Raw genomic sequence first — 23,371 nt, 5'->3', positions numbered from 1 at the left:
CTCAGGGCTTCTGCACGACCAGGCCGCGCCGCTCCAGCAGCGGCTTGATGTCCGGCTCGTGGCCGACGAGGTTGCGGAACAGCAGCATCGCGTCCTCGCCGCCGCCGCGCGACAGCAGCTTGCCGCGCAGCGCATCGCCGTTGGCGCGCTTGAGGCCGCCGTGGGCCTTCAGCCATCCCACGGTGTCGGCGTCCAGCACCTCGCTCCAGATGTAGGCGTAGTAGCCGGCCGCGTAGCCGCCCATGATGTGGCTGAAATAGGGCGTGCGGTAGCGCGGCGGCACCGGCGCGAAGTCGACGCCCTCCTCCTTCAGCACCTGGGCCTCGAAACCCATCAGCTTGTCGGCCGACGGGGCCTGGCCCGCGCCGAGCTGGTGCAGGCGCTGGTCGAGGATGGCGGCGCCCAGATAGGACAGCGTCGCATAGCCCTGGTTGAAGCGCTTGGCGCGCGCCACCTTGTCCAGCAGCTCGCGCGGCATGGGCGCGCCCGTCTGGTAGTGCCTGGCGTAGTTGGCCAGCACGCTGGGCCAGTCGGCCCAGACCTCGTTGACCTGCGACGGGTACTCGACGAAGTCGCGCGGTACGCGGGCCAGGCTGGGGTAGCGGCCCTTGTTGAACATGTAGTGCAGCGCATGGCCGAACTCGTGGAACATCGTATTGACCTCGTCCCAGGTCAGCAGCGTCGGCTCGCCAGCCGCCGGCTTGGGGATGTTGAGGTGGTTGGCCACGACGGGCTGCGTGCCCTCAAGCGGGTTCTGGCTGACGTAGGAGTTCATCCACGCGCCGCCGCGCTTGCTCGGCCGCGCATACATGTCGGCGATGAAGATGGCGAGCTGCTTGCCGTGGGTGTCGAACACGTCGTAGACGCGCACGTCGTCGCGGTAGACCGGCAGGTCGGTGCGGCGCTTGAAGCTGATGCCATAGAGCTGCTGGGCCGCGAAGAACACGCCGCGCTCCAGCACGCTGCCGATCTCCAGATAGGGCTTGAGCTGGCTCTCGTCGAAGCCGTACTTGGTGGCGCGCAGCTTGTCGGCGTAGAAGCTCCAGTCCCAGGGCTGCAGCGCAAAGCCCGGCTGGCCCTTGGCAGCCTGGTCGCCGTCGATGAGCCTCTGCAGTTCGGCGGCCTCCGTCCTGGCCGAGGCCACGGCCGCCGGCGCCAGCTGGCGCAGCAGCGCGTTGACGGTGTCGGTCGACTTGGCCGTCTCCTCCTCCAGCACGAAGGCCGCGGGCGTGGCATAGCCGAGCAGGGCCGCGCGCTCCTCGCGCAGCACCAGCACGCGGGACACGATGCCCGTCGTGTCGTTGGCATTGCCGCGCGCGCCGCGGGCGACGGAGGCCTCGTGCAGGCGCTGGCGCAGCGCGCGATTCTGCAGCTCCGTCTCGAAGGGCTGGATCGTCGTGTTCAGCAGCGCGATCAGGTATTTGCCGTCCAGGCCGCGCGTCCTGGCCGCATCGGCCGCCGCGGCGATCTGCGCGGGGCTCAGGCCGGCCAGTTCCTCGGCGCTGTCGACGACGACGGCCGAGTCGTTCACCTCGGCCAGCACGGCCTTGTTGAACTGCGCGCCCAGCGTCGCCAGCTCGGCGTTGATGGCCTTCATGCGCGCCTTCTGCTCGTCGTTCAGGCGCGCGCCGGCGCGCACCATGTCACGGTGGTAGCGCTCGATGAGGCGCTTGGCTTCCGCGTTCGGCGCGGCCTTGTCGCGCGCGGCGTAGAGGGCCTCGACGCGGGCGAACAGCTTGGGGTTGAGCAGCACCGCGTCGCGCTGCGCGGAGAGCTTGGGTGCGTAATCGGTCTGCAGCTGCTGGCGGGCCGGGTTCACGTCGGCGCCGATCAGGTTGAACAGCAGCGTCGTCGCGCGCGACAGCAGGCGGCCGCTCTTCTCCAGCGCGAGGATGGTGTTGTCGAAGCTGGGCGCCGCGGGGTTGTCGGCGATGGCCTGCACCTCGGCGAGCTGCTCGGCCATGCCGCGGTCCAGCGCGGGCGCGAAGTGCTCGTCGCGCAGCTTGTCGAACTGCGGATACTGCAGCGCCAGCGGGCTGGGTGCGAGCAGCGGGTTGTCGGAAGGCTGGGCCCAGGCAAGGCCGGAAGCGAGAAGCGTGGAAAGCAGGAAAGGCGCGAGGCGGCTTGTGGCGGGCATGGAGGGCCTGTCTTGTGGACGAAGCCGCGCAGCCTAACGGATGCGATCGCCTCTGCCACAAGCCACGGCGGGAAAGCCCGCGGTCACTTCTCGCCCGGCAGCAGCCACTGACGCCGTGCGGCGAAGACGGCGCTCGGATACTCCGGCCGGCCGCGGCTGCCGTTGTAGCGCCCCAGCGCGAGGAACATGTCGCCACGCTCGACGTCGAGGTAATGGCGCAGGATCACGCAGCCGAAGCGCAGATTGCTCTGCATATGGAAGAGGCGCGAGGCGTCGCCGTCACCGATGCTGCGCGTCCAGAAGGGCATGACCTGCATATAGCCCCGCGCGCCGGCCACGCTGATCGCGTACTTGCGAAAGCCGCTCTCGACCTGCACCAGGCCGAGCACCAGGCTGGGCTCCAGGCCCGCGCGCTTGGCCTCGTACCAGACGGTCTCGAGGAACTCGATGCGGATCTGCGTCTCGGTCTTGCGGCTCTTGAGCTTCTCGCTCATCGTGCCCAGCCAGCGCAGATAGGCCATGCGGGCCTCGATCTCGTTGCCGAACTTGGGCCGCGGCGGCGCGGCCTGGGCGATGGAAGCGCTCAGCGCCGAGCGGACCGCATCCGCCAGCGGCTCCTCGATCTGCGCGCCGGCCCGCGCGAGCAGCGGCGCGGCGAGCAGGCTGGCTACCGCGACGCGCCGCTTCATCAAAGCTTGAGCAGGCCCTTCAGATGGCCGACGACTTCGCCGACGGCCAGCTTGGTCGCGGCCTCGTCGCGCCGGCCCTGGTACTCGACCAGGCCTTCCTTCAGGCCGCGGTCGCCCAGCACGACGCGATGCGGGATACCGATCAGCTCCCAGTCCGCAAACATCGCGCCCGGGCGCTCGCCGCGGTCGTCCAGCAGCACGTCGATGCCGAGGCCCTTGATCTCGTCGTAGAGCCTGAACGCGACCGTCTTGACCTCGTCGCTGCGGTCCATGCCGATGGGGCAGAGGACAACGGTGAAGGGCGCGATCGAGTCCGGCCAGACGATGCCGCGCGCATCGTTGTTCTGCTCGATGGCGGCACCGAGGATGCGGGTCACACCGATGCCGTAGCAGCCCATCTCCATCAGCGCGGGCTTGCCGTTCTCGTCGAGGAAGCTCGCGTTCATCGCGGCCGAATACTTGGTGCCGAGGTAGAACACCTGGCCCACCTCGATGCCGCGCTGGATGGCCAGTACGCCCTTGCCGTCCGGCGAGGGGTCGCCCGCGACGACGTTGCGGATGTCGGCGACGAGATCGGGCTCGGGCAGGTCGCGGCCCCAGTTCACGCCGGTCAGGTGGAAGTCCAGCTCGTTGGCGCCGCAGACGAAGTCGGCCATGTTGGCAACGGTGCGGTCGGCCACGATCCTGACGTCCTTCGCACCGATGGGTCCGAGGTAGCCCGGCTTGCAGCCGAAGCGCGACTCGATCTCGCCCATGGTCGCAAAGCGGAAGCCGCCCTTGAGCCCTTCGACCTTGCCGGCCTTCACTTCGTTCAGGTCGTGGTCGCCACGCACCAGCAGCAGCCAGACTTGCGTCTTGGTGACGACGCCGTCCTTGTCCAGCTCGTCGGTGGCCAGCACCAGCGACTTCACGGTCTGCGCCAGCGGCAGGCCCAGCAGCGCGGCCACGTCCTCACAGGTGCTCTTGCCCGGCGTGGGCGTCTTGGCCAGCGCCTGCGTCGCCGCGCCGCGCGAGGCGGTCAGCGCCAGGCCTTCGGCCAGCTCGATATTGGCCGCGTAGTCGCTGGTCGGGCAGTAGACGATGGCGTCCTCGCCGGCCTCGGCGATGACCTGGAACTCGTGCGAGCGGTCGCCGCCGATGGCGCCGGTGTCGGCCGCGACGGCGCGGTACTGCAGGCCAAGGCGGTCGAAGATCTTGCAGTAGGCCGCGTACATATTGTCGTAGCTGCGACCGGCGGCAGCGACGTCACGGTCGAAGGAATAGGCGTCCTTCATCGTGAACTCGCGCCCGCGCATGACGCCGAATCGCGGCCGGCGCTCGTCGCGGAACTTGGTCTGGATGTGATAGAAATTTTTCGGCAGCTGGCGGTAGCTGCGCAGCTCCTGGCGGGCGATGTCGGTGATGACCTCTTCGCTCGTCGGCTGCACGATGAAGTCGCGGCCATGGCGATCCTTCACGCGCAGCAGCTCGGGGCCCATCTTGTCGAAGCGGCCGGTCTCCTGCCACAGCTCGGCGGGCTGGATGACGGGCATCAGGCACTCGATGGCGCCGGCCGCGTCCATCTCCTCGCGGATGATCTTCTCGACCTTGCGGATGACCCGCAAACCCATGGGCATGTAGTTGTAAATGCCGGCGCCCAGGCGCTTGATCATGCCGGCGCGCATCATCAGCTTGTGGCTGACGACCTCGGCATCGGCGGGGGCTTCCTTGAGCGTGGAGACAAAGAACTGGGAGGCTTTCATGGGCGGACCGGAATGCGAAGGCCGGGTGAAAACCCGGCCAAGTCACGACAAAACAGGGAGAAATCTCCGGGTTAGCGAGGGCGCCACCGCAATCGCGGCCCGATGCAATAATCGAACCAACTAGAGATTTGAGGTTGATTATGCTCGACCGTGAAGGCTTCCGCCCCAACGTCGGCATCATCCTGCTCAACCAGCGCAACGAGGTGTTCTGGGGCAAACGCATCCGGACGCACTCATGGCAGTTCCCGCAGGGGGGCATCAAGCACGGTGAAACGCCTGAGCAGGCGATGTTCCGAGAGCTCCACGAGGAAGTGGGGCTGATTCCCGAGCATGTGCGCATCATCGCGCGGACTCGCGACTGGCTGCGCTACGAGGTGCCCGAGCACTTCATCCGCCGCGACGCGCGCGGCCACTACAAGGGCCAGAAGCAGATCTGGTTCCTGCTGCAGCTGACGGGCCGCGACTGCGACATGAACCTGCGCGCCACCGACCACCCGGAGTTCGACGCCTGGCGCTGGAATGAATACTGGGTGCCGCTGGAGGCCGTCATCGAGTTCAAGCGCGGCGTGTACGAGATGGCGCTGACGGAGCTTGCGCGCTTCCTGCCGCGCATCAACCACCACAACCGCTATCTGCGCGCCGGCATGCGGCCGGCCCACCGCGGCGAGCGCAACAGCGGGCCGATGCCGCTGGAGACGACGACGGCGCCGCCGGAGGGCGAGCCGCAGAGCTGACGCAGCCTCCGCCCTCAGCGGAGGACCAGATTGTCCCGGTGGATGAGTTCCGGCTCGGCGGCATAGCCCAGCAAGGCCTCGAACTCCGACGAGGGCTTGCGCGCAATCAGCCGCGACTCCGCGCCGGAGTAGTTGGCCAGGCCGCGCGCCAATTCGGTGCCGTCCGGTGCCAGCACGGCGATGACATCGCCCCGATGGAAGTCGCCCTGCACCTCGGTGACGCCGATGGGCAGCAGGCTCTTGCCTTCGCCGCGCAGCTTGATCACCGCACCCGCATCCACCTTGACCGCGCCGCGCATCTGCAGGTGATCCACCATCCACTGCTTGCGCGCCTGCAGCTTGGGCGTCGCCGCGTGCAGGGCCGTGCCGATGGCCTCGCCGCGCGCGAGGCGCAGCAGCACGCCGGGCTCGCGCCCCCAGGCGATGACGGTGCCGGCACCGCTGCCGGCCGCGCGCTTGGCGGCGAGGATCTTGGTCAGCATGCCGCCCCGGCCGATGCTGGAGCCCGCGCCGCCCGCCATGCGTTCGAGCTCGGGATCACCCGCCTGGGCGTTGTCGATGAAGCGCGCGTCGGGGTTCTTGCGCGGGTCGGCCGAGTAGAGGCCGCGCTGGTCGGTCAGGATGACGAGGGCGTCCGCCTCGACGAGGTTGGCCACGAGCGCGCCCAGCGTGTCGTTGTCGCCGAACTTGATCTCGTCGTTGACGACCGTGTCGTTCTCGTTGATGACCGGCAGCACGCGGTGGGCCATCAGCGTCAGCAGCGTGGAACGGGCGTTCAGGTAGCGCTCGCGGTCGGCCAGGTCGGCGTGGGTCAGCAGCACCTGGGCGCTGTGCATGCCATGGGCGCTGAGCTGGCTCTCGTACATCTGGGCCAGGCCCATCTGCCCGACGGCGGCGGCGGCCTGGAGCTCGTGCAGCTCCTTGGGGCGCGTCGCCCAGCCCAGGCGCTTCATGCCCTCGGCGATGGCGCCGCTGGACACCATGACCAGCTCGCGCCCCTCGCCCGCCAATGCCGCCAGTTGGCGGCTCCAGTTCGCAATCGCTTCGGCGTCGACGCCGCGCCCCTCGTTGGTGACGAGGCTGGAACCGACCTTGACAACGATGCGGCGCGCGCTGGACAGCAGACTCATTCGGCGGGATTGGGCGTATCGAAACGGATGTCGCGCTCTTCGATCACGCGCTGCTCGGCGGCGACGTGGTCGTAGATGGCATGGATCAGCGGCTGGCAGCCCTCGCGGGTCAGCGCCGAGATCTCGAAAACCGGGCCCTTCCAGCGGTAACGCTTGACGAAGTCCTTCACGCGCGCGGCGCGCTCGTCCTCGGGCACCATGTCCAGCTTGTTCAGCACCAGCCAGCGCGGCTTGGCGTGCAGCTCGGCGTCGTACTTCTTCAGCTCGGCGACGATGGCCTTGGCTTCCTTGACCGGGTCGACCTCGGGGTCGAAGGGCGCGAGGTCGACGACATGCAGCAGCAGCCGCGTGCGCTGCAGATGGCGCAGGAACTGGTGCCCCAGGCCGGCGCCTTCGGCTGCACCTTCGATCAGGCCGGGGATGTCGGCGACGACGAAGCTCTTTTCCGGCCCGACGCGCACGACGCCCAGGTTGGGATGCAGCGTCGTGAAGGGGTAGTCGGCGATCTTGGGCCTGGCGTTGGAGATCGCCGTGATCAGCGTCGACTTGCCCGCATTGGGCTGGCCCAGCAGGCCCACGTCGGCCAGCACGCGCAGTTCCAGCCGCACCTTCTTGATCTCGCCCGGCCAGCCCGGCGTCTTCTGCCGCGGCGCGCGGTTGGTCGAGGTCTTGAAATGCAGATTGCCGAAGCCGCCGTCGCCGCCCTTGCACAGCAGGATGCGCTCGCCCGGCTCCAGCAGTTCGCCGATGACGGATTCGGTTTCGAGGTCGGTGATGATGGTGCCGACCGGCATGCGCAGCACGATGTCTTCGGCCGCCGCACCGAAGCAGTCGGAGCCCCGGCCGGCCTCGCCGTTGCGCGCCTCGTGGCGGCGCGCATAGCGGTAGTCGATCAGCGTGTTGAGATTGCGGTCCGCCTCGGCCCAGACGCTGCCGCCCTTGCCGCCATCGCCGCCGTCCGGCCCGCCGAAGGGAATGAATTTTTCGCGGCGAAAGCTCGCGCAGCCGGCGCCACCGTTACCGGCGGCGACATCGATGGTGGCTTCGTCAACGAATTTCATGGCGGTCGGCCATCGTAATGGCTGGGTTGCGGCCCGGCGCGCCGTCATGTGGCGCGCCAGACTTCAGAAATGACAAAGCCCCGGCAGGCCGGGGCTTGGATGTTCGGGCGTCAGGTGCGCCCGAAACGGCTGGCGCCTCAGGCGGCCAGCGGCGTGACGACGACCGTCGCGCGGTTGCTTGCACCCTTGGTGGTGAAGCTGACATGGCCGTCGACCAGCGCGAACAGCGTGTGGTCCTTGCCGATGCCGACGTTCACACCGGGGTGGAACTTGGTGCCGCGCTGGCGGACGATGATCGAGCCGGCGGAGATCAGTTCACCGCCGTAAGCCTTGACGCCCAGCATCTTGGGCTTGGAGTCGCGGCCATTCCGTGTGGAACCGCCGCCCTTTTTCTGTGCCATGTTTAGCTCCTAGAAATTAGCGAAAGACGACTGGGATCAGCCGTTGACCGCGCTGATTTCCAGCTCGGTGTAGTTCTGGCGATGGCCTTGGCTCTTCTTGTAGTGCTTGCGACGGCGCATCTTGAAGATGCGAACCTTGTCGTGCTTGCCGTGGCTGACGACCGTGGCCTTGACCGTGGCGCCGGCGACCAGCGGAGCGCCGATCTTCAGTTCGCCACCGTTGCCGACGGCCAGCACCTGGTCGATGGTGACCTCAGCGCCGACTTCCGCGTCGAGCAGTTCAACCTTGATCTTTTCGCCGGCAGCAACCTTGTACTGCTTGCCGCCGGTTTTGATGACCGCGTACATATTCATCCTTCCGCACCCTGGGGGTGCATTCACCCGGCTCCACGGCTCGCGCCGCGTTTACCAGGCCTTTTTGTCGGTTTTAGTCAGTCCTGCCTCTCCACGACCCCGCCAAGGCGCACGAATCGCAAAGAGCCCACGAGTATACCCTGAGCCTACGCCGGCAGGCAATGCCCCATCTTCCGCCCTGCACACGCAGGCCCGAGCACAAACCACACTGCCGCACAAGGCCGGGACGCGAGTGCCCGCTTCCTATAATCCCGCGATTCCCAACCTGAGAGTCCAGAGTGCGCGTCGAGTCAACCTCGCCCCCTTCCCAAGTTGCCGAGGTTCTCGCCCTGTTGGCCGCAGAAATGGCCCAGGTCGATGCCGTCATCGGCCGGCGCCTGAGCTCCGACGTGGCGCTGATCGACCAGATCGCCCACTACATCGTGCATGCCGGCGGCAAGCGCATGCGCCCCAAGCTCGTGCTGCTGTTCGCCAACGCGCTGGGCTTCGACCGCCCCGAACGCTTCGAACTGGCCGCCGTCGTCGAATTCATCCACACGGCAACGCTGCTGCACGACGACGTCGTCGACGAGTCGTCGCTGCGTCGCGGCAAACCGACCGCCAATGCATTGTTCGGCAACGCGGCCAGCGTGCTGGTGGGCGACTTCCTCTACTCGCGCGCCTTCCAGATGATGGTGTCGGTGGACCGCATGCGCGTGCTGGAAGTGCTGGCCGAGGCCACCAATGTCATCGCCGAGGGCGAGGTCCTGCAACTGATGAACATGCACGACCCCGACATCACCGTCGAGAGTTATCTGCGCGTCATCCGCTTCAAGACCGCCAAGCTCTTCGAGGCCAGCGCCCGCCTGGGCGCCGTGCTGGCGAACGCGACGCCGGAAGTCGAGGAAGCCTGCGCCGCCTACGGCCGCGCGCTGGGCACGGCCTTCCAGCTCATCGACGACGTGCTGGATTACGAGGGCGACGCGCACGAACTCGGCAAGAACATCGGCGACGATCTGCGCGAAGGCAAGACGACGCTGCCGCTGCTGATCGCGATGGAGCGCGCCGCGCCCGAACAGCGCGCCATGCTGCGCCATGCGATTGAGCACGGCGAGCTGGAGAAGCTGGCCGAGATCGTCGCCATCGTGCGGGCCACGGGCGCACTCGAGTCCACACGCGAAGTCGCCCGCACCGAGGCCAGACATGCCAGCGACTGCCTCAAGCTGCTACCTCCCAACAAGTGGACAGAATCTCTGCTAGAATTCGCAATTCAGTCGGTTGAGCGTCACTCCTGAATGACGGCCAACCGGAAGAGCTGAAGACATCGGGGTGTAGCTTAGCCTGGTAGAGCGCTACGTTCGGGACGTAGAGGCCGGAGGTTCGAATCCTCTCACCCCGACCAGGATTCCCTTTGTAAATCAACGACTTATCCAACCACGGACTTCGTCGCTGAGGACACCAAGGGGACTATGGTGGTAAATCGGTGGTACGCCATGTACCGCCAACGCGAAGAAAGTTCGCGTCATGCCACCTGTACTTGCCTATACCGAGTTCCAGAAACTTTCTGTTTGAACTCGCTCATGGCAAGCATTGAAAACAAGTCCCGCACCCAGGTCAGCGTCAAGAAGCGCGACGACCTCACGAAGTGCTTCCCCTACGACAAGTCTGAGGCCGCAACGGCCTACGTGGCTGAGCTCAAAGAAGCTGGTCACAAGCCCCTGCTCTCTGTTCTCGACGAGAGCTATCTCGTGCGTTGGAAGGACGAGTATGGCAAGCGCGTCAGCAAGTCGGCAGGTAGCGCGGCAGAAGCCGACGCAATCAAGAAGAGGGTCGAGGCGGACCAGTACCACGGTCTCTTCGTGGACTACACCGAGGGTCACAAGCTCAAGCTTTCCGACCTGGTGATTCGCTACCTCTGGGAGGAGGCTCCTCGCCTGAAGAGCTTCTTGATTGGGGCCTACCAAATCAACTCTTGGCTGGTCGATGCCGGGCTCCCGCGGCAGGACATCGCCGAGGTCCACGCAGCGCACAAGAATCCTGAAGACCGCAACTTGCGCATCCCGAAGCCCAACGGGCACCGCATGTCAGAGCCCAACGAAGCGGCCAAGTTCATCCTCAAGCCGTTCTCCGAGATCGGGCCGACCGACCTTCAGCGCTACGTCGACGAGCGCTCCGAGGACGTGGACCCCGCAACCATCAATCGCGAGTTGGACGTCATCTCGCGCGTGTGTCGCGTCGCGATTGACAAGTGGCGCATCCATGGCTGAAGGAACTTCCCAGGACCAGCGAGTACGTCTTTCCTATCACCGTGGCGTATCTGCGCAAGGCATGGAAGCGCATCTGCAAAGCCGCCGGGATAGCGACCGAAGGGGATGACCGCCTTCGCATTCATGACCTCCGCCACGAGGCCATCTCCCGTGTCGCTGAAGCCGGCAGCCTGCTCCCTGGGGGCATCTCGCTTATCGACTTGCAGGCTTTCAGCGGCCACCAGGACACTCGCATGCTGTTGCGGTACACGCACTTGACGCCCGGCGGGTTGGCCAAACGCCTCGACGCGGCCTTCAAAGACCAGGAGCAGGTGACGTTTCATCATGGTCGCCGCCGTCTTACGAAGGACGCCAAGGTCACCATGGCCGAGCTCGTGGCGGCGCCGCTCATCAAGCCCGGCGTGACCGCGGCCCCTAGCCGCTCACCCGGGTGATGTCCCAGCGCGTGGTGTAAGTCCACAGCCCGGACATCCAGCTGGTGCAGTTGCTCCGTGAGCTCTTCAGGGTGTCATTTCAGGTCACTGTGCTAACCCAGCCGGGCGGTGAGTTGACAGAAGTGCAGTGCAAGTCCGTAGCTCGACCTGAAGCTCGGCAGCGCCTCCTCTCCATCAAAGATGGGCTTAGCAAGCCGCAGCACGGATTTCTGCAAATGGGAGAACACGACGACGGCGTCCTTATCGACCCCGAGGGCGTCAAAGCCGCCCTCAGGCTCGTCCGGTTGGATGGCGATGCTCAACTCATCGCTGTCGGCCACTGAAGATGCCTCCCTGGTCGTCAAGATCGAAAAGGCCTTGAACTTCACCGTCGAGGTGCGCAGGCTGGCGGCGAGCCTTTGGCCCAATCATCGTCATGCTGTCACGCCCTACTGCTTCCGCCACCAGTGGGCCGCCGATGCCAAGCGGGCGGGCACAGCCGACGCCGTCAGTCGAGGTCTGGGGCACTTGTCCAATAAGACCCAGCGGCGGTACGGCACAGCCTCGCAGGCGGGCCATGGGCGTGTCCTGCGGCCGGTGGAAGTTGAAGCCGAGCGCGCCATCAGGAGGGCGGCGCTACGGATTCCAGCGATCCGGCCAGACGAGGCCGAGCTCACAGGTTGAGGCAACAGATCTCGGCTCACTCATAACCTCTACAGGGGGTGGAGTCTCTCGACGAGTCGCGGGGGCGACCCATCGCGGGGAGCCAGCAGCCTAGTGGCTCAGCCGTGCGGACTCGAGCGCGAAATTTGCTCATCGATATGCGCAAGTCGTGCACTGCCCAGGACGTGCGCGGCGCGCCGTTTCGAGGCTGCATATCGACATGAAGAGAACGAGCTTCGTTGCGGGGATGGGGGTCCACAGAATGAGTCTCACCTTCACATCTACCGCACCGTCATGTGCCTCCTTCATCGCCTTTGCGACCGGGCCTGTCAGGGGTGTCGCTCATGAGCTACCGTCTTTCTCTGCTCGAAAAAAGCCTGATCCCGCAGGGCTCCACCGCCGCCGAGGCCCTGCGTCGCACCACGCAGCTGGCGCAGCGTGCGGAGGCCCTGGGCTATCACCGGTTCTGGGTCAACGAACATCACGGCAACGACGAGCTCGCCGGCTCCACCCCCGAGGTGCTGATCGCGCATCTGCTGGCTCGCACCACCAGCATCCGCATCGGGTCCGGCGGCGTCATGCTGCAGCACTACAGCCCGTTCAAGGTGGCAGAGACCTTCAAGGTGCTGGCATCGCTTGCCCCTGGGCGCGTGGACCTGGGTGTGGGCAAGGCCCCCGGAGGACTGCCGGCGACGACGCGGGCGCTGCAGTCGCGCCACGACGCCTCGCGGCCGGTCGCGTTCGACGAGCTGCTGACCGATCTGGGCGCATTTCTGGATGACACGCTGCCGGCCGGGCATCCCCTTGCGGGGGCGCTGGCCCGCCCCGTTCCGCCGGTGCCGCCTGCCCGCATCCTGCTCGGCGGCAGCCCCGGCAGCGCCGAGACCGCGGCGCGGCTGGGCTGGGGCTTCTGCTATGCCGGTCACTTCAATGGCGACCCCGACAACGTGGTGCGTTCGCTGCAGGCTTACCGCGAAGCCAGTGGCCGGGCCCCTCTGCTGGCCCTGTTCGCCTTCGTGGCCGACACCCAGGAGGAGGCGCAGCGCCTGGCCGGCCCCAAGCAGATGGTGAAGCTGCATCTGTCCACCGGCCAGAGCGTGAACCTGCCGACACAGGAGGCCGCCGCGGAATTCGCCCGGGCGGCAGGCGTTGCGCAGTACCGCACCGAGGTGCTGACGCCGCACGTGATCGCCGGCACTGCGGACCAGGTCCGTGCCGAGCTTGACGAGCTGCACCAGCGCCACGGCGTCGACGAATTCCTCGTCGAGATGCCCGTTGCCGACTACGCCGCCCGTCTCACGTCCATCGAACTGCTGGCGGGCGCCCTCGTGCCGGCCGCGTGAACTGACTTTTCAGGAGAAGCTTCCATGACCCAGTCTCCCCTTCGCCACATTCCCTTCGGCATCATGCTTCACGGCGCCGGCGGCCACATGAACTCGTGGCGCCACCCCTCCGGCCCCGCCGATGCCAGCATCAACCTGGGTTTCCTCGTCGAGACCACCCGCAAGGCCGAGGCGGCGGGCATCGCTTTTGCCTTCGTGGCTGACGGGCTCTACATCAACGAGAAGTCCATTCCCCACTTTCTGAACCGCTTCGAGCCGCTCACGCTGCTGTCGGCGCTGGCGACGAGCACCCGGAAGATCGGCCTGGCGGGCACGGTCAGCACCAGCTACAGCGACCCCTTCACGGTGGCACGGCAATTCGCCTCGCTGGACCTGCTCAGCGGCGGGCGAGCGGGCTGGAACGTCGTGACGACGCCGCTGGAAGGCTCGGCCAAGAACTACAACCGCGAGCATCCGGACCATGCGCTGCGTTACGAGATCGCCGACGAGTACCTCCAGGTGACCCAGGGGCTGTGGGACAGCTGGGACGACGATGCCATCGTCCGCAACCGCGAGACCGGCCAGTTCTTCGATGCCAACAAGCTGCACACGCTGAACCACCAGGGGCGCTTCTTCAAGGTGGCCGGGCCGCTGAACATCGGTCGTTCACCGCAGGGGCAGCCGGTGATCTTCCAGGCCGGCTCCTCCGATGCGGGCATCTCGCTGGCGGGCAAGTTCGCGGATGCCGTGTTCACCCATTCGCCCAACCTGGAAGAGACGCGCAAGTTCCGCAGCCAGGTGCGCACCAGCGCGGTCGCGCACGGCCGCGCATCGGATGACGTGAAGATCTTCCCGGGCATCGGGCCGGTGGTCGCGGCGACCGACGAGGAGGCCCAGGCCAAGTACCAGCAGATCCGGGAGTTGCTGAGCATCGACGAGGCCCTTGCCTATCTGGGCCGGTTCTTCGAACACCACGATTTCAGCCAGTACCCGCTGGATGAGCCTTTCCCAGACCTGGGCGACATCGGCAAGAACAGCTTTCAGTCCACCACGGATCGCATCAAGGCGACAGCCCGGGAACGCGGCCTCACGCTGCGCCAGGTGGCACTGGAATCCGCCACGCCGGCTTCCCAGTTCGTGGGCAGCGGCGAGCGCATCGCCGACGAGATCATCCGCTGGGTCGATGAGGGCGCCGTGGACGGCTTCATCCTGGGCTTCCCCGTGCAGGCCCAGGGTCTGCAGGACTTCATCGACTTCGTGATCCCGGTGCTCGAGGCGCGCGGGCGCTACAGCCGCGAACTCGCGGGCAGCACGCTGCGGGACCACCTGGGGCTGCCGCGAAAAGCCAGCCGCTACCTGGGCAGCGCATCCGCCGTCGCCGAGGCTGCCTGATGGGGGCGGACGACGGGCTCGCATTAAATCGCGCGCCGGCGCTGTCGCACACGCTGGCGGCGCAAGCGACCGAGCGGATCGGGGCGGCCATCGCCGCCGGCATCGACGATTTCGTGGACCTGCGGCGGGACATCCACCGCCATCCCGAGCTGGCCTTCAAGGAGCACCGCACGGCTGCGCTGGTCGCGGAGCGCCTGGCGGACTGGGGCTACGAGGTGACGACGGGCATCGCGACGACGGGCGTGGTCGGCACTCTGAGGCGCGGTGCAGGCGGCCGTCGGCTGGGCCTGCGCGCCGACATGGATGCCTTGCCCATCGCCGAGGCGACCGGTCTTCCCTATGCCAGCGTGAACGAGGGCGTGATGCACGCCTGCGGCCACGATGGGCACACCGCGGCGCTGCTGGCAGCGGCGCGATATCTTGCCGCACACGGCGAGTTCGACGGCACCCTGCAGCTCATCTTCCAGCCGGCGGAGGAGATGGGCGGTGGCGCACGGAAGATGATTGCCGACGGGCTGTTCGAGCGCTTCCCGGTGGACGCAGTCTTCGGGCTGCACAACTGGCCCTGCGTGGATGCCGGTCACCTGGGTTGCGTCGTGGGACCGGCCATGGCTTCCGTGGACCAGGCAGTCATCACCGTGCGCGGCAAGGGCGGTCATGGCGCGCAGCCCCAGGAGACCGTGGACCCGGTGGTGGCCAGCGCGCACCTGATCACCGCCTTGCAAAGCGTGGTGGCCCGCAACGTCAACCCGCTGGACATGGGCGTGGTCACGGTGGGCGCCATCCATGGCGGCCTGGCGGCGAACGTGATTCCGGACAGCGTGGAGCTCAAGCTCACGGCGCGGGCATTCCGTCCCGAGGTGCGCGAACTGCTGCGTCAGCGCGTGCCCGCCCTTGCCCGGGCGCAGGCAGAGAGCTTCGGCGCCACCGCCGACGTGGCCTACCAGTGGGGTTACCCGGCGGTTGTCAATCACGCCGCCGAGACCGAATTTGCCCGCGAGGTGGCGCTGGAGACGCTGGGCGCCGACCGGGTCGATCCGCAGTTCCGGCCGCGCACGGCCAGCGAGGACTTCGCCTACATGCTGCAGGAGCGACCCGGCAGCTATCTCTTCATGGGCAACGGTGACAGCGCCTCGCTGCACAGCCCGAAGTACGACTTCAACGACGCGATCCTGCTGCCGGCGGCGACCTATTGGTCCCGGCTGGTGGAGCGTTACCTGGCCTGAGCTCAGGCCCCGCAGAGGACCCCATGAGCCACGAGGAATTCATCCACACCCTGCCGGGCGATCCGCGCGCCCGTCCGCTGGTGGAGCAGCTGAGCCACGAGTACGAGAGCCGCTACGGCGAGCTTTTCCGGCAGGCGGGCGAGTCGGCCGGCCAGGAGATGGCCCGGTACCCGGATGTGTTGTTCACGCCCGCCGAGGGGGGACTGTTTGTGCTGCTGCTGCGGGACGGCGTGGCCGTTGCCGGAGGCGCGTTCAAGCGCCATCCCGATGCGCGGACCGCCGAGGTCAAGCGTGTCTGGACGGATCGGCTGCTGCGCCGGCAGGGCCTGGCCCGGCGCCTGCTGGTCGAGCTGGAGGTCCAGGCGCTGCGCCAGGGCTACCGGCGCCTGTTCCTCACCACCGGCTTTCGCCAGCCCGAGGCCGTGGAGCTCTACCTGCGCCAGGGCTACACGGCGCTGTTCGCCCCCGATGCCGATCTGGAGGCGCTGCGCAGCCTTCCCTTCGAGAAGGTGCTGAGCCCCGCCTTGACCTCCACCCCGTCCCCAGCCTTTGCCGAATCGAGCCTGCGATGAACACCTCTGCCATTGCCCTTCCTGTGCCGGGACCACGCCCGGCGCCGACGACCGAGCTTGCCACCGATCCTGGCGCCGAGCGTCCGACCGACTACGCCCGCCTGCGCATCGTGCCTGCGCGCTATCCCTGGCGCTCAGCGGGCACGCTGTTCGCGCTGGCGGTGATTGCGGGCGTCGCGCATTCGGTGCTCACGAACCCGCGCTGGGGGTGGGACGTGTTTGCGCAGTGGTTCTTCGACGAAGCGGTGCTCGTCGGCCTGGCGAGGACGCTGTTGTTGACCGGTGTGGCGGGATTCCTGGGCTTCTCGCTGGGAACGCTGCTGGCGCTGGCGCGCGTGTCGCGCTCGCCCTTGCTGTCGGGGTTGTCGTTCAGCTATGTCTGGCTGTTCCGCTCCATCCCGCCGCTGGTGCTGCTGCTGCTCATCAACAACCTGGGCTATCTCTACGAAACCATCACGATCGGCGTTCCGTTGACCGGCTGGACCTGGTTTTCATACCCGACCACCCAGCTGCTAAGCCCTTTCGCCGCCGCCGTAATCGGGTTGACGCTGAACCAGTCGGCCTATGCGGCGGAAATCATCCGCGGCGGCATCCTGTCCGTGGATGCGGGCCAGCTGGAGGCGGCTGCGGCGCTGGGCCTGTCGCGCCCCAGGCAGGCTCGCCGCATTGTGCTGCCTCAGGCCATGCGCGCCATCCTGCCCAGCGGCTTCAACGCAGTCATCGGCCTGGCCAAGGGCACGTCCGTGGTCTACATCCTGGCCTTGCCGGAACTGTTCTACACGATTCAGATCGTCTACCGCCGCAACCTGGAGGTAATCCCGCTGCTGATGGTCGCCACGGTCTGGTACCTGGTGGTCCTGACTGTGCTGTCCCTGCTGCAGAGGCGCATCGAGCGTCACTACTCACGCGGTGTGCTGCGCGAGCAGCCGCGGTCCTTCTTCCAGCGCCTGAAACGTGAGCGTGCGGTGGCGGCGCCCGCGCCGGCCGAAGCTCCCGTCCCGGCCGTTCGGGCGGATCGCACCAGCGCGCCGACGTGGGCGGAACGCCACGTGCGCGGCGGCGAGGTGTCCGTGCAGGGCGTGAGCAAGAGCTACGGCAGCCTGCGCGTGCTGGACGACGTTTGCCTGACGGCGCCGGCCGGTTCCGTCACCGTGATCCTCGGACCGTCCGGCTCCGGCAAATCCACCCTGCTGCGCAGCATCAACCACCTGGAGCGGGTGGACAGTGGATTCATCTCTGTCGACGGCGAACTGATCGGGTACCGCCGCCAGGGCGACCTGCTCTATGAGCTGGCGGAGCGCGAGGTCCTGCAGCGTCGCGCGGACGTGGGCATGGTGTTCCAGAACTTCAATCTTTTCCCCCATCTCACCGTGCTGGAAAACCTCATCGAGGCGCCCATGGCGGTGCGAGGCCTGCCGCGAGACGAGGCCGAGGGACTCGCTCGGGAGCTTCTCGTACGCGTGGGACTGGCAGACAAGGCAGGCGCTTTCCCACGGCAGCTTTCCGGCGGCCAGCAGCAGCGCGTGGCCATCGCCAGGGCGTTGGCGCTCAAGCCCAAGGTCCTGCTGTTCGACGAGCCCACCTCGGCGCTGGACCCTGAGCTGGTCGGCGAGGTGCTGGACGTGATCAAGGAGCTGGCCCGTTCGGGCACGACGCTGCTCATCGTCACCCACGAGATCGGCTTCGCGCGCGAGGTGGCCGACACAGTCGTCTTCATGGAGCACGGTCGCATCCTGGAATCCGGCGCCCCCGAGCAGCTGTTCACCGCGCCTCGTCATTCCCGCACCGCAGCCTTCCTGGACAAGGTGTTGTGACCGCTTTCCCGTTCCACCAACAAAAAGAGATGTGCTGCCCATGATATTCCGCAAGACCTTTCTGCTCGCCAGCCTGGCTCTGCCGCTGGCGCTCCCCGCCTTCTCGGCCTCACTGCCCGTGGACCTGAGTCCGGCACAGGCCTCGCGGCCGCGCTCGCCCGTCGTGGCCGAAGCGCAGCGGCTGCTGAGCCCGAATGCCAGGTTCGCCAAGGAAGGCGTGCTCACGGTGGCGACCACCGTGGGCGTGCTGCCCTTCAGCGACTACGCGACCGACAACCGCACGCCGGTGGGCAACGCGCCCGACATCGCACAGCTCATCGCCGACAGCCTGGGCCGCAGGCTGGAGCTGGTATCGGTGGCCTGGGCCGACTGGCCGCTGGGACTGCAGTCGGGCAAGTACGACCTGGTGGTGTCCAACGTGACCGTGACGGAGGAGCGCAAGGAGAAGTTCGACTTCTCCACCTACCGCAATGACCAGCTCGGCGTGTACGTCCGCAGCGACAGCAAGATTCGCAGCATCAAGGACCCGCGCGAGCTGGCGGGTCTGCGCGTCATCGTCGGTTCCGCGACCAACCAGGAGCAGATCCTGTTGCGCTGGAACCAGCAGAACGTGGCCGCCGGGCTGAAGCCTGTGGAGATCCTCTATTTCGATGATCCGGCGGTGCTGCGCCTGGCCCTTCAGTCGGGCAGGGCCGATGCGCATTTCGCACCCAATGGATGGGCTGCCTTCGAGGCGCGCGACGGCAAGACCCGCCTGGTGGGCACCTTCTCCGGCGGCTGGCCGTTGACCGCGGAGATCGCCGCGGCCGCACGCAAGGGCTCGGGCCTGGCCGACGCTGTGACGGCGGCCATCAACGCCCAGATCCGCAACGGCAACTACGCCAAGGCGCTGTCACGCTGGAGCCTGGAGTCCGAGGCCATCGCCGTCTCGAGGACCAATCCGCCCGGCCTGCCCAAGCCATGAAGACCTGCCGCATGAAACCCCTGGCCCGCACCTTCCTCGTCCTCGCCATGCTGTCAGGCAGCCTGGCCCAGGCGCAGTCAATCGCCCAGATCGACCTGAGTCCCGCCCAGACCGGCCGCATCCACGCACAGCCTGACCCGGCAGCCATCCAAGCCCTGCCGGCGGACTTCCGGTTCGTCACGCCCGGCACCCTGACGGTGGCCATCAGCGCTGCGGTTCCGCCGGCATCCACATACGCCACGGACGCCCGCACCGTGGTGGGCGCCGATGCCGACCATGCCCACCAGATGGCGGAGGCGCTGGGTCTCAAGCTGGACCTCGTGACGGTCGCCTGGCCGGACTGGCCCTTGGGCCTGGCCTCGGGCAAGTACGACGCCGTCATCTCCAACGTCGGCGTGACGGAGGAGCGCAAGCTGAAGTTCGACTTCTCCACCTACCGGCTCGGGCTGCATGGCTTCTTCGTCCGCAAGGACAGTCCCATCCAGTCCATCAAGGAGCCCCAGGACATCGCGGGGCTGAAGATCATCACGGCCGTCGGAACCATCCAGGAGCGCATCCTGCTCGAATGGAACCGTATCAACCTCGCTGCAGGCCTCAAGCCTGCGCAGCTGCTGTATTTCGACGACCTCGTGGCGGCGAAGCTGGCGCTGGAATCCGGCCGGGCCGACGCCCATTTCAACCCCTACGGACCGCTGGCCTACCTGGCGGCCCGTGAAGGCCGCACGCGCGCAGTGGGGACGGTCAATGCCGGCTGGCCCCTGAAGGCGGATGTGGCCGTGGCCACGCGCAAGGGCAGCGGACTGGCCGCAGCCTTCACCGTGGCCACCAACACCCTGATTCGCAACGGCAAGTATGCGCAGACGCTGGCACGCTGGGGCATCGCCGAAGAGGCTCTGCCGCGAGCCGAGACCAATCCGCCGGGCCTGCCCAAGTTCTGATCAAGACGATGTCCATTCAACACCTCGCCCTGCTGATACCGGGCAACTACGTCGACAGCAACCCCGCCTCCGGCCTCGAAGCGACGCTCAGACTCTTCGCCCGTGCCGAAGCCCTCGGGTTCGACAGCGCCTGGGTGCGCCAGCGCCACCTGGAACGTGGCGTGTCTTCGGCCGCGACCTTCCTGGCCGCGGCCACGCAGCGGACACGCCGGATAGGGCTTGGGGCCGCGGTCATCCAGATGGGCTACGAGAACCCGTTCCGCCTCGCCGAGGACCTGGCCACTGTCGATGTGCTCTCCGGCGCACGGCTGCAGGTGGGTTTCAGTGCCGGGCCTCCGCCGTATGCGGCGCTGCTGGGAGAACGTCTGCTTGATGCCGATGTCGGCAGCATCGACTTTTCGCACCGCCGTGTGGCCCGTCTGCGCGACTGTCTGCGCAGCGAGTTCCTCGGTGAGGATTGCTGGATCGAGTCGCCTGCTGGCCGGCAGCGCGCCCGGCTGCATCCGGTCGCGGCCGGGCTGGTCGACCGCCTCTGGTACGGCGCCGGCTCGCTCTACTCGGCCGAATGGGCCGGTCAGCACGGGTTCAACCTGCTCGTGGGCAATGTCAGCCGCGCCGAGACCACGGACGACTTCTTCAAGGGGCAGGCACAGCAGATTGCGCTGTTCCGTGCCAGTGCGCCGGCGGGGCAGGCTGCGCGCGTCGCGCTGGGACGGGTCATCTTGCCCACCGACGGCGCCGATGCCTCGACACGCCGACGCTACCGCGACTTCGCCGCGAGCCGTCAGGCCCGGACGCTGGGTCCGCAGGGCGAGCGACGCACCTTGTTCGCACCCGACCTGGTCGGGAGTGCCGACGAGATCCTCGCCGCATTGGCGCGGGATCCCGTGCTGCCCCTGGTGCAGGAGCTGCGGCTTGAACTGCCCTACGACTTCCACCCCGACGAGTATGTGCAGATCATCGAGGACGCGGCACGCCTGATCGCCCCGGCCCTGGGGCGAGCCGGACGTCCGGAACACTCGGCGGGCACGGCTGCCTTGCAGTCCGTCTGAAATGCAAGGCCGGCGCCCGCAGGCGCTGGCCGCCCGGCCTCAGAACGTCAGGTTCAGGCGTGTGTAGTAGAACGCGCCATAGAAGCCGAAGGGCGAGATGCTGGAGTAGGGCGGGAAGCCATTGATGTCGGCGACCGTGTTGCGGCTGGGGTAGGTGTTGAACAGGTTGTTGGCACCGATCGACAGCGTGGTGCCGGCACGCAGGCGCCAGCCCAAGTCCAGGTCAGTCAGCCAGCGTGCGGCGTAGGCCTGGTCGTACAGCGGGTTGACGTTGAGCAACTGGACCTTGTCGTACCGCGTCTCGCGCAGACTCACAGTCCAGTCCGCCACCTGCCAGTTGGCGCCCAGGATGAGCTTGGAGCGAGGATTGGAGTGTGTGATGGCGCCCTGGGCCGCACGGTCGAACAAGGTCAGCCCCAGGCCCGCCAGCTGCGCGGGGTTGTCGCGAATGTGGGTGATCTCGGTCTTGTTGTAGTTGTAGCCCAGCGTCCAGCGCAACTGGCCGGCCTCGGCGAGGTCTTGCGTGTAGTCGCCCACGATGTCGACGCCCGTGGTGCGGGTGTCGATGGCGTTGGCGAAATACTTGATCGACTGCCCGGACTGGAATCCGTTCTTCAACAGCAGGGCGTCCACGGCGGCTCCCTGAAGGAAGCCGGTCTGCGCGATCCGGTTGCTCAGGCTGATGCGGTAGGCATCGACGCTGAGGTTGGCCTGGCGGCTGGGGGAGAAGCTCAGTCCCAGACTCAGGTTGCGCGACTTCTCGGGCTTGAGCGTGCTGGCACCCAGCGCCTGACCCAGTGCCGAGCCGACCTGCACGGATTTGGATTGCACGAACTGGCTGACGCCGTTGACGATGTTGTACTGGTTGGAGGTCTGCGCAAAACCGGACTGGGTCAGGGCGGGTGCGCGGAAGCCGTTGCTGGCCGTGGCGCGCAGGGACAGGGCTGGTGTCAGCTCGTAGCGCGTGGTGAGCTTGCCGCTGGTGGTGTTGCCGGCACCGTCGTCGTAATGCTCGGCGCGGCCCGCGAGACCGACGAACCAGCTGCGGGTCGGGTTCAGCCCCAGGTCCAGGTAGGCGGCGTAGCTGTTGCGCCTGAGGTGAGCCTCGTCGCCCGGCGTCACGGTGATCGCACCCTGCGCTCCGGTGGCGGCCAGCTTGCCCGCCAGAGGGCCGCTGGGGAAGACGTAGCCGCCGAACTGGTAGGATCGCGGATCGCCCGACACCGTGTCGTAGCTTTCCTGCCGGTGTTCCAGGCCCCAGGAGGCCTGAAGGGGCCGGGCCAGCCCGACCTCGTACGCGCGCGTCGCATCGAGGTTGTTGGTCCACTGCGAGAAGGTGGAAGAGAAGGTGTCGAAACGGGTGGGGCTGCTGGGCCCTAGCGACGCATTGAGCGTGTGGTCGGAGCCGTTGGCCACGCTGTCACGGCCGTAGGTGCTGCTCAGGTCCCAGTTCCAGCCGGCCTGCGTCAGGCGCGCGCCGCCGGCGACCTGGAAGTCGCGTTCGTCCAGCGTGTAGACCGGGGCGGTGCCGTCGGGGTAGAGGCTGGGGATGATGTTGGTCGCGTTGGGGCGGCGAAAGTTCTGGCCGACGCGGCCTTGGCGTGCGCTCGCGGTGCCGAACGAGTACAGGTTCAGCGCGTCGTCCAGGGGCGCCTCGGCGTTGTAGGACGCGTTCAGCACGTGGATCTCGGGCAGCCCGCCGGCGAAGACCTTCTTGTTCACGGTGGCTTCGCGCGGGTCGGGCTGGCCGCCCACCGGCGCATAGAACGCTCCCGTGGCGTCGGTGTTGCGGACGGTGGCCTGCTGGAGCTTGCCGTCAAGGGCCAGATTCAGGAACCCCTGGCGCGGCAGCGCCACGCCCCAGTCCAGCGTCTGCTGGACGGTGCCGCCGTTGTCCTGGCCGCCGTTGTCGAAGTGGTGACGCGTGCCCAGCGTCGTCGTGCTGCTACCGCCGCTGCCCCTGGACTTGAGGACGATGTTGATCACGCCGGCGATGGCGTCCGAACCGTACTGTGCGGCGGCACCGTCCCGCAGGACCTCGATGTGGTCGATGGCGCTGACCGGGATCAGGTCGATGTCCACCGGGTTGGACCCGTTGCTCTGGTTGTTGGGAGCCAGGCTGACCACGGCGCTGTTGTGGCGCCGCTTGCCGTTCACCAGCACGAGCACGTGGGCGCCACTGAGGCCCCGCAGGCCCGCGGGCCTGGCGATGCTGTCGGCCGACAGGCTGGCCTGAGTGGTGGTCTGGAACGACGGCAGGAGCTGGGCCAGCGCGTCGCGCAGCGCCGTGTTGGCCCCGAGCTTTTCGAGCTGGTCGCCGCCGATGACATCAATGGGCGTGGGGCTGTCGGCCACGGTGCGCGGATAGCCTCGGCTGCCCGTGGTCACGACGACATCCAGCAGGTTGGCTGCCGTGGACGTTGTATCGGCTGCCGACGCGCTGGTGGCGATGGCGGCCAGGGCGAGGGCATGCAGGGGCCGATGGCCGCGATGGGGGGCGCGGTGTGTTCTGGTGTTCATG

At 67.3% G+C, this 23,371-nt stretch carries 22 protein-coding genes and 1 tRNA gene; 14 read left to right on the top strand and 9 right to left on the bottom strand.

From position 1 onward, the window contains the following. Position 1 precedes the first annotated feature (1 nt). From NYP07_RS07105 to NYP07_RS07095, 3 genes are all read right to left on the bottom strand, one after another. Positions 2-2,137: a M3 family metallopeptidase gene (locus tag NYP07_RS07105; RefSeq protein WP_268148847.1), complete on the bottom strand. Its 2,136-nt coding sequence runs from the start codon at positions 2,135-2,137 to the stop codon at positions 2-4. Between the two features lie 83 nt (positions 2,138-2,220). After that, positions 2,221-2,826 (bottom strand): lytic transglycosylase domain-containing protein, encoded by a 606-nt coding sequence (locus NYP07_RS07100; protein WP_268148845.1) that lies wholly within the window; start codon positions 2,824-2,826, stop codon positions 2,221-2,223. Continuing rightward, complete coding sequence (locus NYP07_RS07095) at positions 2,826-4,568, bottom strand: proline--tRNA ligase (protein WP_268148844.1); 1,743 nt, start codon at positions 4,566-4,568, stop codon at positions 2,826-2,828. Before NYP07_RS07095 ends, NYP07_RS07100 begins: the two co-directional genes overlap by 1 nt. A gap of 140 nt (positions 4,569-4,708) precedes the next feature. Between NYP07_RS07095 and NYP07_RS07090 the strand changes: the two genes are divergently transcribed. Then, positions 4,709-5,302 (top strand): RNA pyrophosphohydrolase, encoded by a 594-nt coding sequence (locus NYP07_RS07090; protein WP_268148843.1) that lies wholly within the window; start codon positions 4,709-4,711, stop codon positions 5,300-5,302. Positions 5,303-5,316: 14 nt separating this feature from the next. Here the strand turns inward: NYP07_RS07090 and proB are convergent, their stop codons facing one another. The 4 genes from proB to rplU all read right to left on the bottom strand — a co-directional run bounded on the left by proB (position 5,317) and on the right by rplU (position 8,242). After that, on the bottom strand, positions 5,317-6,432 hold the full coding sequence (proB, locus tag NYP07_RS07085) for a glutamate 5-kinase (protein ID WP_268148841.1): 1,116 nt from the start codon (positions 6,430-6,432) through the stop codon (positions 5,317-5,319). Beyond that, entirely contained in the window at positions 6,429-7,493 is a 1,065-nt protein-coding gene (gene obgE, locus NYP07_RS07080; RefSeq protein ID WP_268148839.1) for a GTPase ObgE, read from the bottom strand. The genes proB and obgE overlap by 4 nt, the downstream gene beginning before the upstream one ends. Before the next feature lie 137 nt (positions 7,494-7,630). Next, complete coding sequence (rpmA, locus tag NYP07_RS07075; protein WP_268148837.1) at positions 7,631-7,894, bottom strand: 50S ribosomal protein L27; 264 nt, start codon at positions 7,892-7,894, stop codon at positions 7,631-7,633. Between the two features lie 36 nt (positions 7,895-7,930). After that, a complete protein-coding gene (rplU, locus tag NYP07_RS07070; RefSeq protein WP_268149029.1) occupies positions 7,931-8,242 on the bottom strand; it encodes a 50S ribosomal protein L21 in 312 nt (103 codons plus the stop codon). A gap of 350 nt (positions 8,243-8,592) precedes the next feature. Between rplU and NYP07_RS07065 the strand changes: the two genes are divergently transcribed. The 4 genes from NYP07_RS07065 to NYP07_RS07050 all read left to right on the top strand — a co-directional run bounded on the left by NYP07_RS07065 (position 8,593) and on the right by NYP07_RS07050 (position 10,928). Then, positions 8,593-9,522: a polyprenyl synthetase family protein gene (locus NYP07_RS07065; RefSeq protein ID WP_378990346.1), complete on the top strand. Its 930-nt coding sequence runs from the start codon at positions 8,593-8,595 to the stop codon at positions 9,520-9,522. 30 nt (positions 9,523-9,552) lie between these two features. Beyond that, positions 9,553-9,629, top strand: a tRNA-Pro gene (locus NYP07_RS07060). A 178-nt stretch (positions 9,630-9,807) separates the two neighbouring features. Beyond that, positions 9,808-10,494 carry an integrase gene (locus tag NYP07_RS07055; RefSeq protein ID WP_268148835.1) on the top strand — a complete coding sequence of 229 codons (687 nt, stop codon included), beginning with the start codon at positions 9,808-9,810 and terminating at the stop codon, positions 10,492-10,494. Continuing rightward, a complete protein-coding gene (locus NYP07_RS07050) occupies positions 10,476-10,928 on the top strand; it encodes a tyrosine-type recombinase/integrase (RefSeq protein WP_277583805.1) in 453 nt (150 codons plus the stop codon). The genes NYP07_RS07055 and NYP07_RS07050 overlap by 19 nt, the downstream gene beginning before the upstream one ends. Before the next feature lie 92 nt (positions 10,929-11,020). Here the strand turns inward: NYP07_RS07050 and NYP07_RS07045 are convergent, their stop codons facing one another. Beyond that, positions 11,021-11,230 carry a hypothetical protein gene (locus NYP07_RS07045; protein ID WP_268148831.1) on the bottom strand — a complete coding sequence of 70 codons (210 nt, stop codon included), beginning with the start codon at positions 11,228-11,230 and terminating at the stop codon, positions 11,021-11,023. Between NYP07_RS07045 and NYP07_RS07040 the strand changes: the two genes are divergently transcribed. The 9 genes from NYP07_RS07040 to NYP07_RS06995 all read left to right on the top strand — a co-directional run bounded on the left by NYP07_RS07040 (position 11,217) and on the right by NYP07_RS06995 (position 20,850). Beyond that, the gene (locus NYP07_RS07040; protein ID WP_268148829.1) at positions 11,217-11,591 is read left to right on the top strand and encodes a hypothetical protein; all 375 of its coding nucleotides are present in this window, start codon (positions 11,217-11,219) and stop codon (positions 11,589-11,591) included. The two genes, NYP07_RS07045 and NYP07_RS07040, sit on opposite strands and share 14 nt — an antisense overlap. Positions 11,592-11,914: 323 nt before the next feature. Next, positions 11,915-12,913 carry an LLM class flavin-dependent oxidoreductase gene (locus tag NYP07_RS07035; protein ID WP_268148827.1) on the top strand — a complete coding sequence of 333 codons (999 nt, stop codon included), beginning with the start codon at positions 11,915-11,917 and terminating at the stop codon, positions 12,911-12,913. 24 nt (positions 12,914-12,937) lie between these two features. Further along, positions 12,938-14,284 carry an LLM class flavin-dependent oxidoreductase gene (locus tag NYP07_RS07030; protein WP_268148825.1) on the top strand — a complete coding sequence of 449 codons (1,347 nt, stop codon included), beginning with the start codon at positions 12,938-12,940 and terminating at the stop codon, positions 14,282-14,284. Further along, complete coding sequence (locus NYP07_RS07025; protein ID WP_268148823.1) at positions 14,284-15,510, top strand: M20 aminoacylase family protein; 1,227 nt, start codon at positions 14,284-14,286, stop codon at positions 15,508-15,510. Before NYP07_RS07030 ends, NYP07_RS07025 begins: the two co-directional genes overlap by 1 nt. A 23-nt stretch (positions 15,511-15,533) precedes the next feature. Next, on the top strand, positions 15,534-16,082 hold the full coding sequence (locus NYP07_RS07020; protein WP_268148821.1) for a GNAT family N-acetyltransferase: 549 nt from the start codon (positions 15,534-15,536) through the stop codon (positions 16,080-16,082). Then, positions 16,079-17,896, top strand: a complete 1,818-nt coding sequence (locus NYP07_RS23930; RefSeq protein ID WP_276597011.1) for an amino acid ABC transporter permease/ATP-binding protein — start codon at positions 16,079-16,081, stop codon at positions 17,894-17,896. Before NYP07_RS07020 ends, NYP07_RS23930 begins: the two co-directional genes overlap by 4 nt. Positions 17,897-17,936: 40 nt before the next feature. Further along, complete coding sequence (locus NYP07_RS07005; protein ID WP_268148819.1) at positions 17,937-18,860, top strand: ABC transporter substrate-binding protein; 924 nt, start codon at positions 17,937-17,939, stop codon at positions 18,858-18,860. A 47-nt stretch (positions 18,861-18,907) separates the two neighbouring features. Continuing rightward, the gene (locus tag NYP07_RS07000) at positions 18,908-19,798 is read left to right on the top strand and encodes an ABC transporter substrate-binding protein (RefSeq protein ID WP_268149023.1); all 891 of its coding nucleotides are present in this window, start codon (positions 18,908-18,910) and stop codon (positions 19,796-19,798) included. Positions 19,799-19,806: 8 nt separating this feature from the next. Then, a complete protein-coding gene (locus NYP07_RS06995) occupies positions 19,807-20,850 on the top strand; it encodes an LLM class flavin-dependent oxidoreductase (protein WP_268148817.1) in 1,044 nt (347 codons plus the stop codon). Between the two features lie 39 nt (positions 20,851-20,889). On the opposite strand, the gene NYP07_RS06990 is transcribed toward NYP07_RS06995, so the two are convergent. Further along, positions 20,890-23,370: a TonB-dependent receptor plug domain-containing protein gene (locus NYP07_RS06990; RefSeq protein WP_268148815.1), complete on the bottom strand. Its 2,481-nt coding sequence runs from the start codon at positions 23,368-23,370 to the stop codon at positions 20,890-20,892. Between the last annotated feature and the right edge of the window lies 1 nt (position 23,371).

The sequence above is a fragment of the Pelomonas aquatica genome (assembly GCF_026712205.1).
Taxonomy (GTDB): Bacteria; Pseudomonadota; Gammaproteobacteria; order Burkholderiales; family Burkholderiaceae_C; genus Pelomonas; species Pelomonas aquatica.
The sequence above is the reverse complement of the archived record's forward strand: the minus strand, read 5'-3'. Positions and strand labels throughout refer to the sequence as shown.

Coding starts and splice junctions, on each gene's coding strand:
- NYP07_RS07090 (WP_268148843.1), top strand. CDS start 4,709: ATGCTCGACCGTGAAGGCTTCCGCCCCAACGTCGGCATCATCCTGCTC.
- NYP07_RS06990 (WP_268148815.1), bottom strand. CDS start 23,370: ATGAACACCAGAACACACCGCGCCCCCCATCGCGGCCATCGGCCCCTG.
- NYP07_RS07105 (WP_268148847.1), bottom strand. CDS start 2,137: ATGCCCGCCACAAGCCGCCTCGCGCCTTTCCTGCTTTCCACGCTTCTC.
- rpmA (WP_268148837.1), bottom strand. CDS start 7,894: ATGGCACAGAAAAAGGGCGGCGGTTCCACACGGAATGGCCGCGACTCC.
- NYP07_RS23930 (WP_276597011.1), top strand. CDS start 16,079: ATGAACACCTCTGCCATTGCCCTTCCTGTGCCGGGACCACGCCCGGCG.
- NYP07_RS07100 (WP_268148845.1), bottom strand. CDS start 2,826: ATGAAGCGGCGCGTCGCGGTAGCCAGCCTGCTCGCCGCGCCGCTGCTC.
- NYP07_RS07065 (WP_378990346.1), top strand. CDS start 8,593: ATGGCCCAGGTCGATGCCGTCATCGGCCGGCGCCTGAGCTCCGACGTG.
- obgE (WP_268148839.1), bottom strand. CDS start 7,493: ATGAAATTCGTTGACGAAGCCACCATCGATGTCGCCGCCGGTAACGGT.
- NYP07_RS07030 (WP_268148825.1), top strand. CDS start 12,938: ATGACCCAGTCTCCCCTTCGCCACATTCCCTTCGGCATCATGCTTCAC.
- NYP07_RS07000 (WP_268149023.1), top strand. CDS start 18,908: ATGCTGTCAGGCAGCCTGGCCCAGGCGCAGTCAATCGCCCAGATCGAC.
- rplU (WP_268149029.1), bottom strand. CDS start 8,242: ATGTACGCGGTCATCAAAACCGGCGGCAAGCAGTACAAGGTTGCTGCC.
- NYP07_RS07035 (WP_268148827.1), top strand. CDS start 11,915: ATGAGCTACCGTCTTTCTCTGCTCGAAAAAAGCCTGATCCCGCAGGGC.
- NYP07_RS07095 (WP_268148844.1), bottom strand. CDS start 4,568: ATGAAAGCCTCCCAGTTCTTTGTCTCCACGCTCAAGGAAGCCCCCGCC.
- NYP07_RS07055 (WP_268148835.1), top strand. CDS start 9,808: ATGGCAAGCATTGAAAACAAGTCCCGCACCCAGGTCAGCGTCAAGAAG.
- NYP07_RS07020 (WP_268148821.1), top strand. CDS start 15,534: ATGAGCCACGAGGAATTCATCCACACCCTGCCGGGCGATCCGCGCGCC.
- NYP07_RS07040 (WP_268148829.1), top strand. CDS start 11,217: ATGGCGATGCTCAACTCATCGCTGTCGGCCACTGAAGATGCCTCCCTG.
- NYP07_RS07025 (WP_268148823.1), top strand. CDS start 14,284: ATGGGGGCGGACGACGGGCTCGCATTAAATCGCGCGCCGGCGCTGTCG.
- NYP07_RS06995 (WP_268148817.1), top strand. CDS start 19,807: ATGTCCATTCAACACCTCGCCCTGCTGATACCGGGCAACTACGTCGAC.
- proB (WP_268148841.1), bottom strand. CDS start 6,432: ATGAGTCTGCTGTCCAGCGCGCGCCGCATCGTTGTCAAGGTCGGTTCC.
- NYP07_RS07005 (WP_268148819.1), top strand. CDS start 17,937: ATGATATTCCGCAAGACCTTTCTGCTCGCCAGCCTGGCTCTGCCGCTG.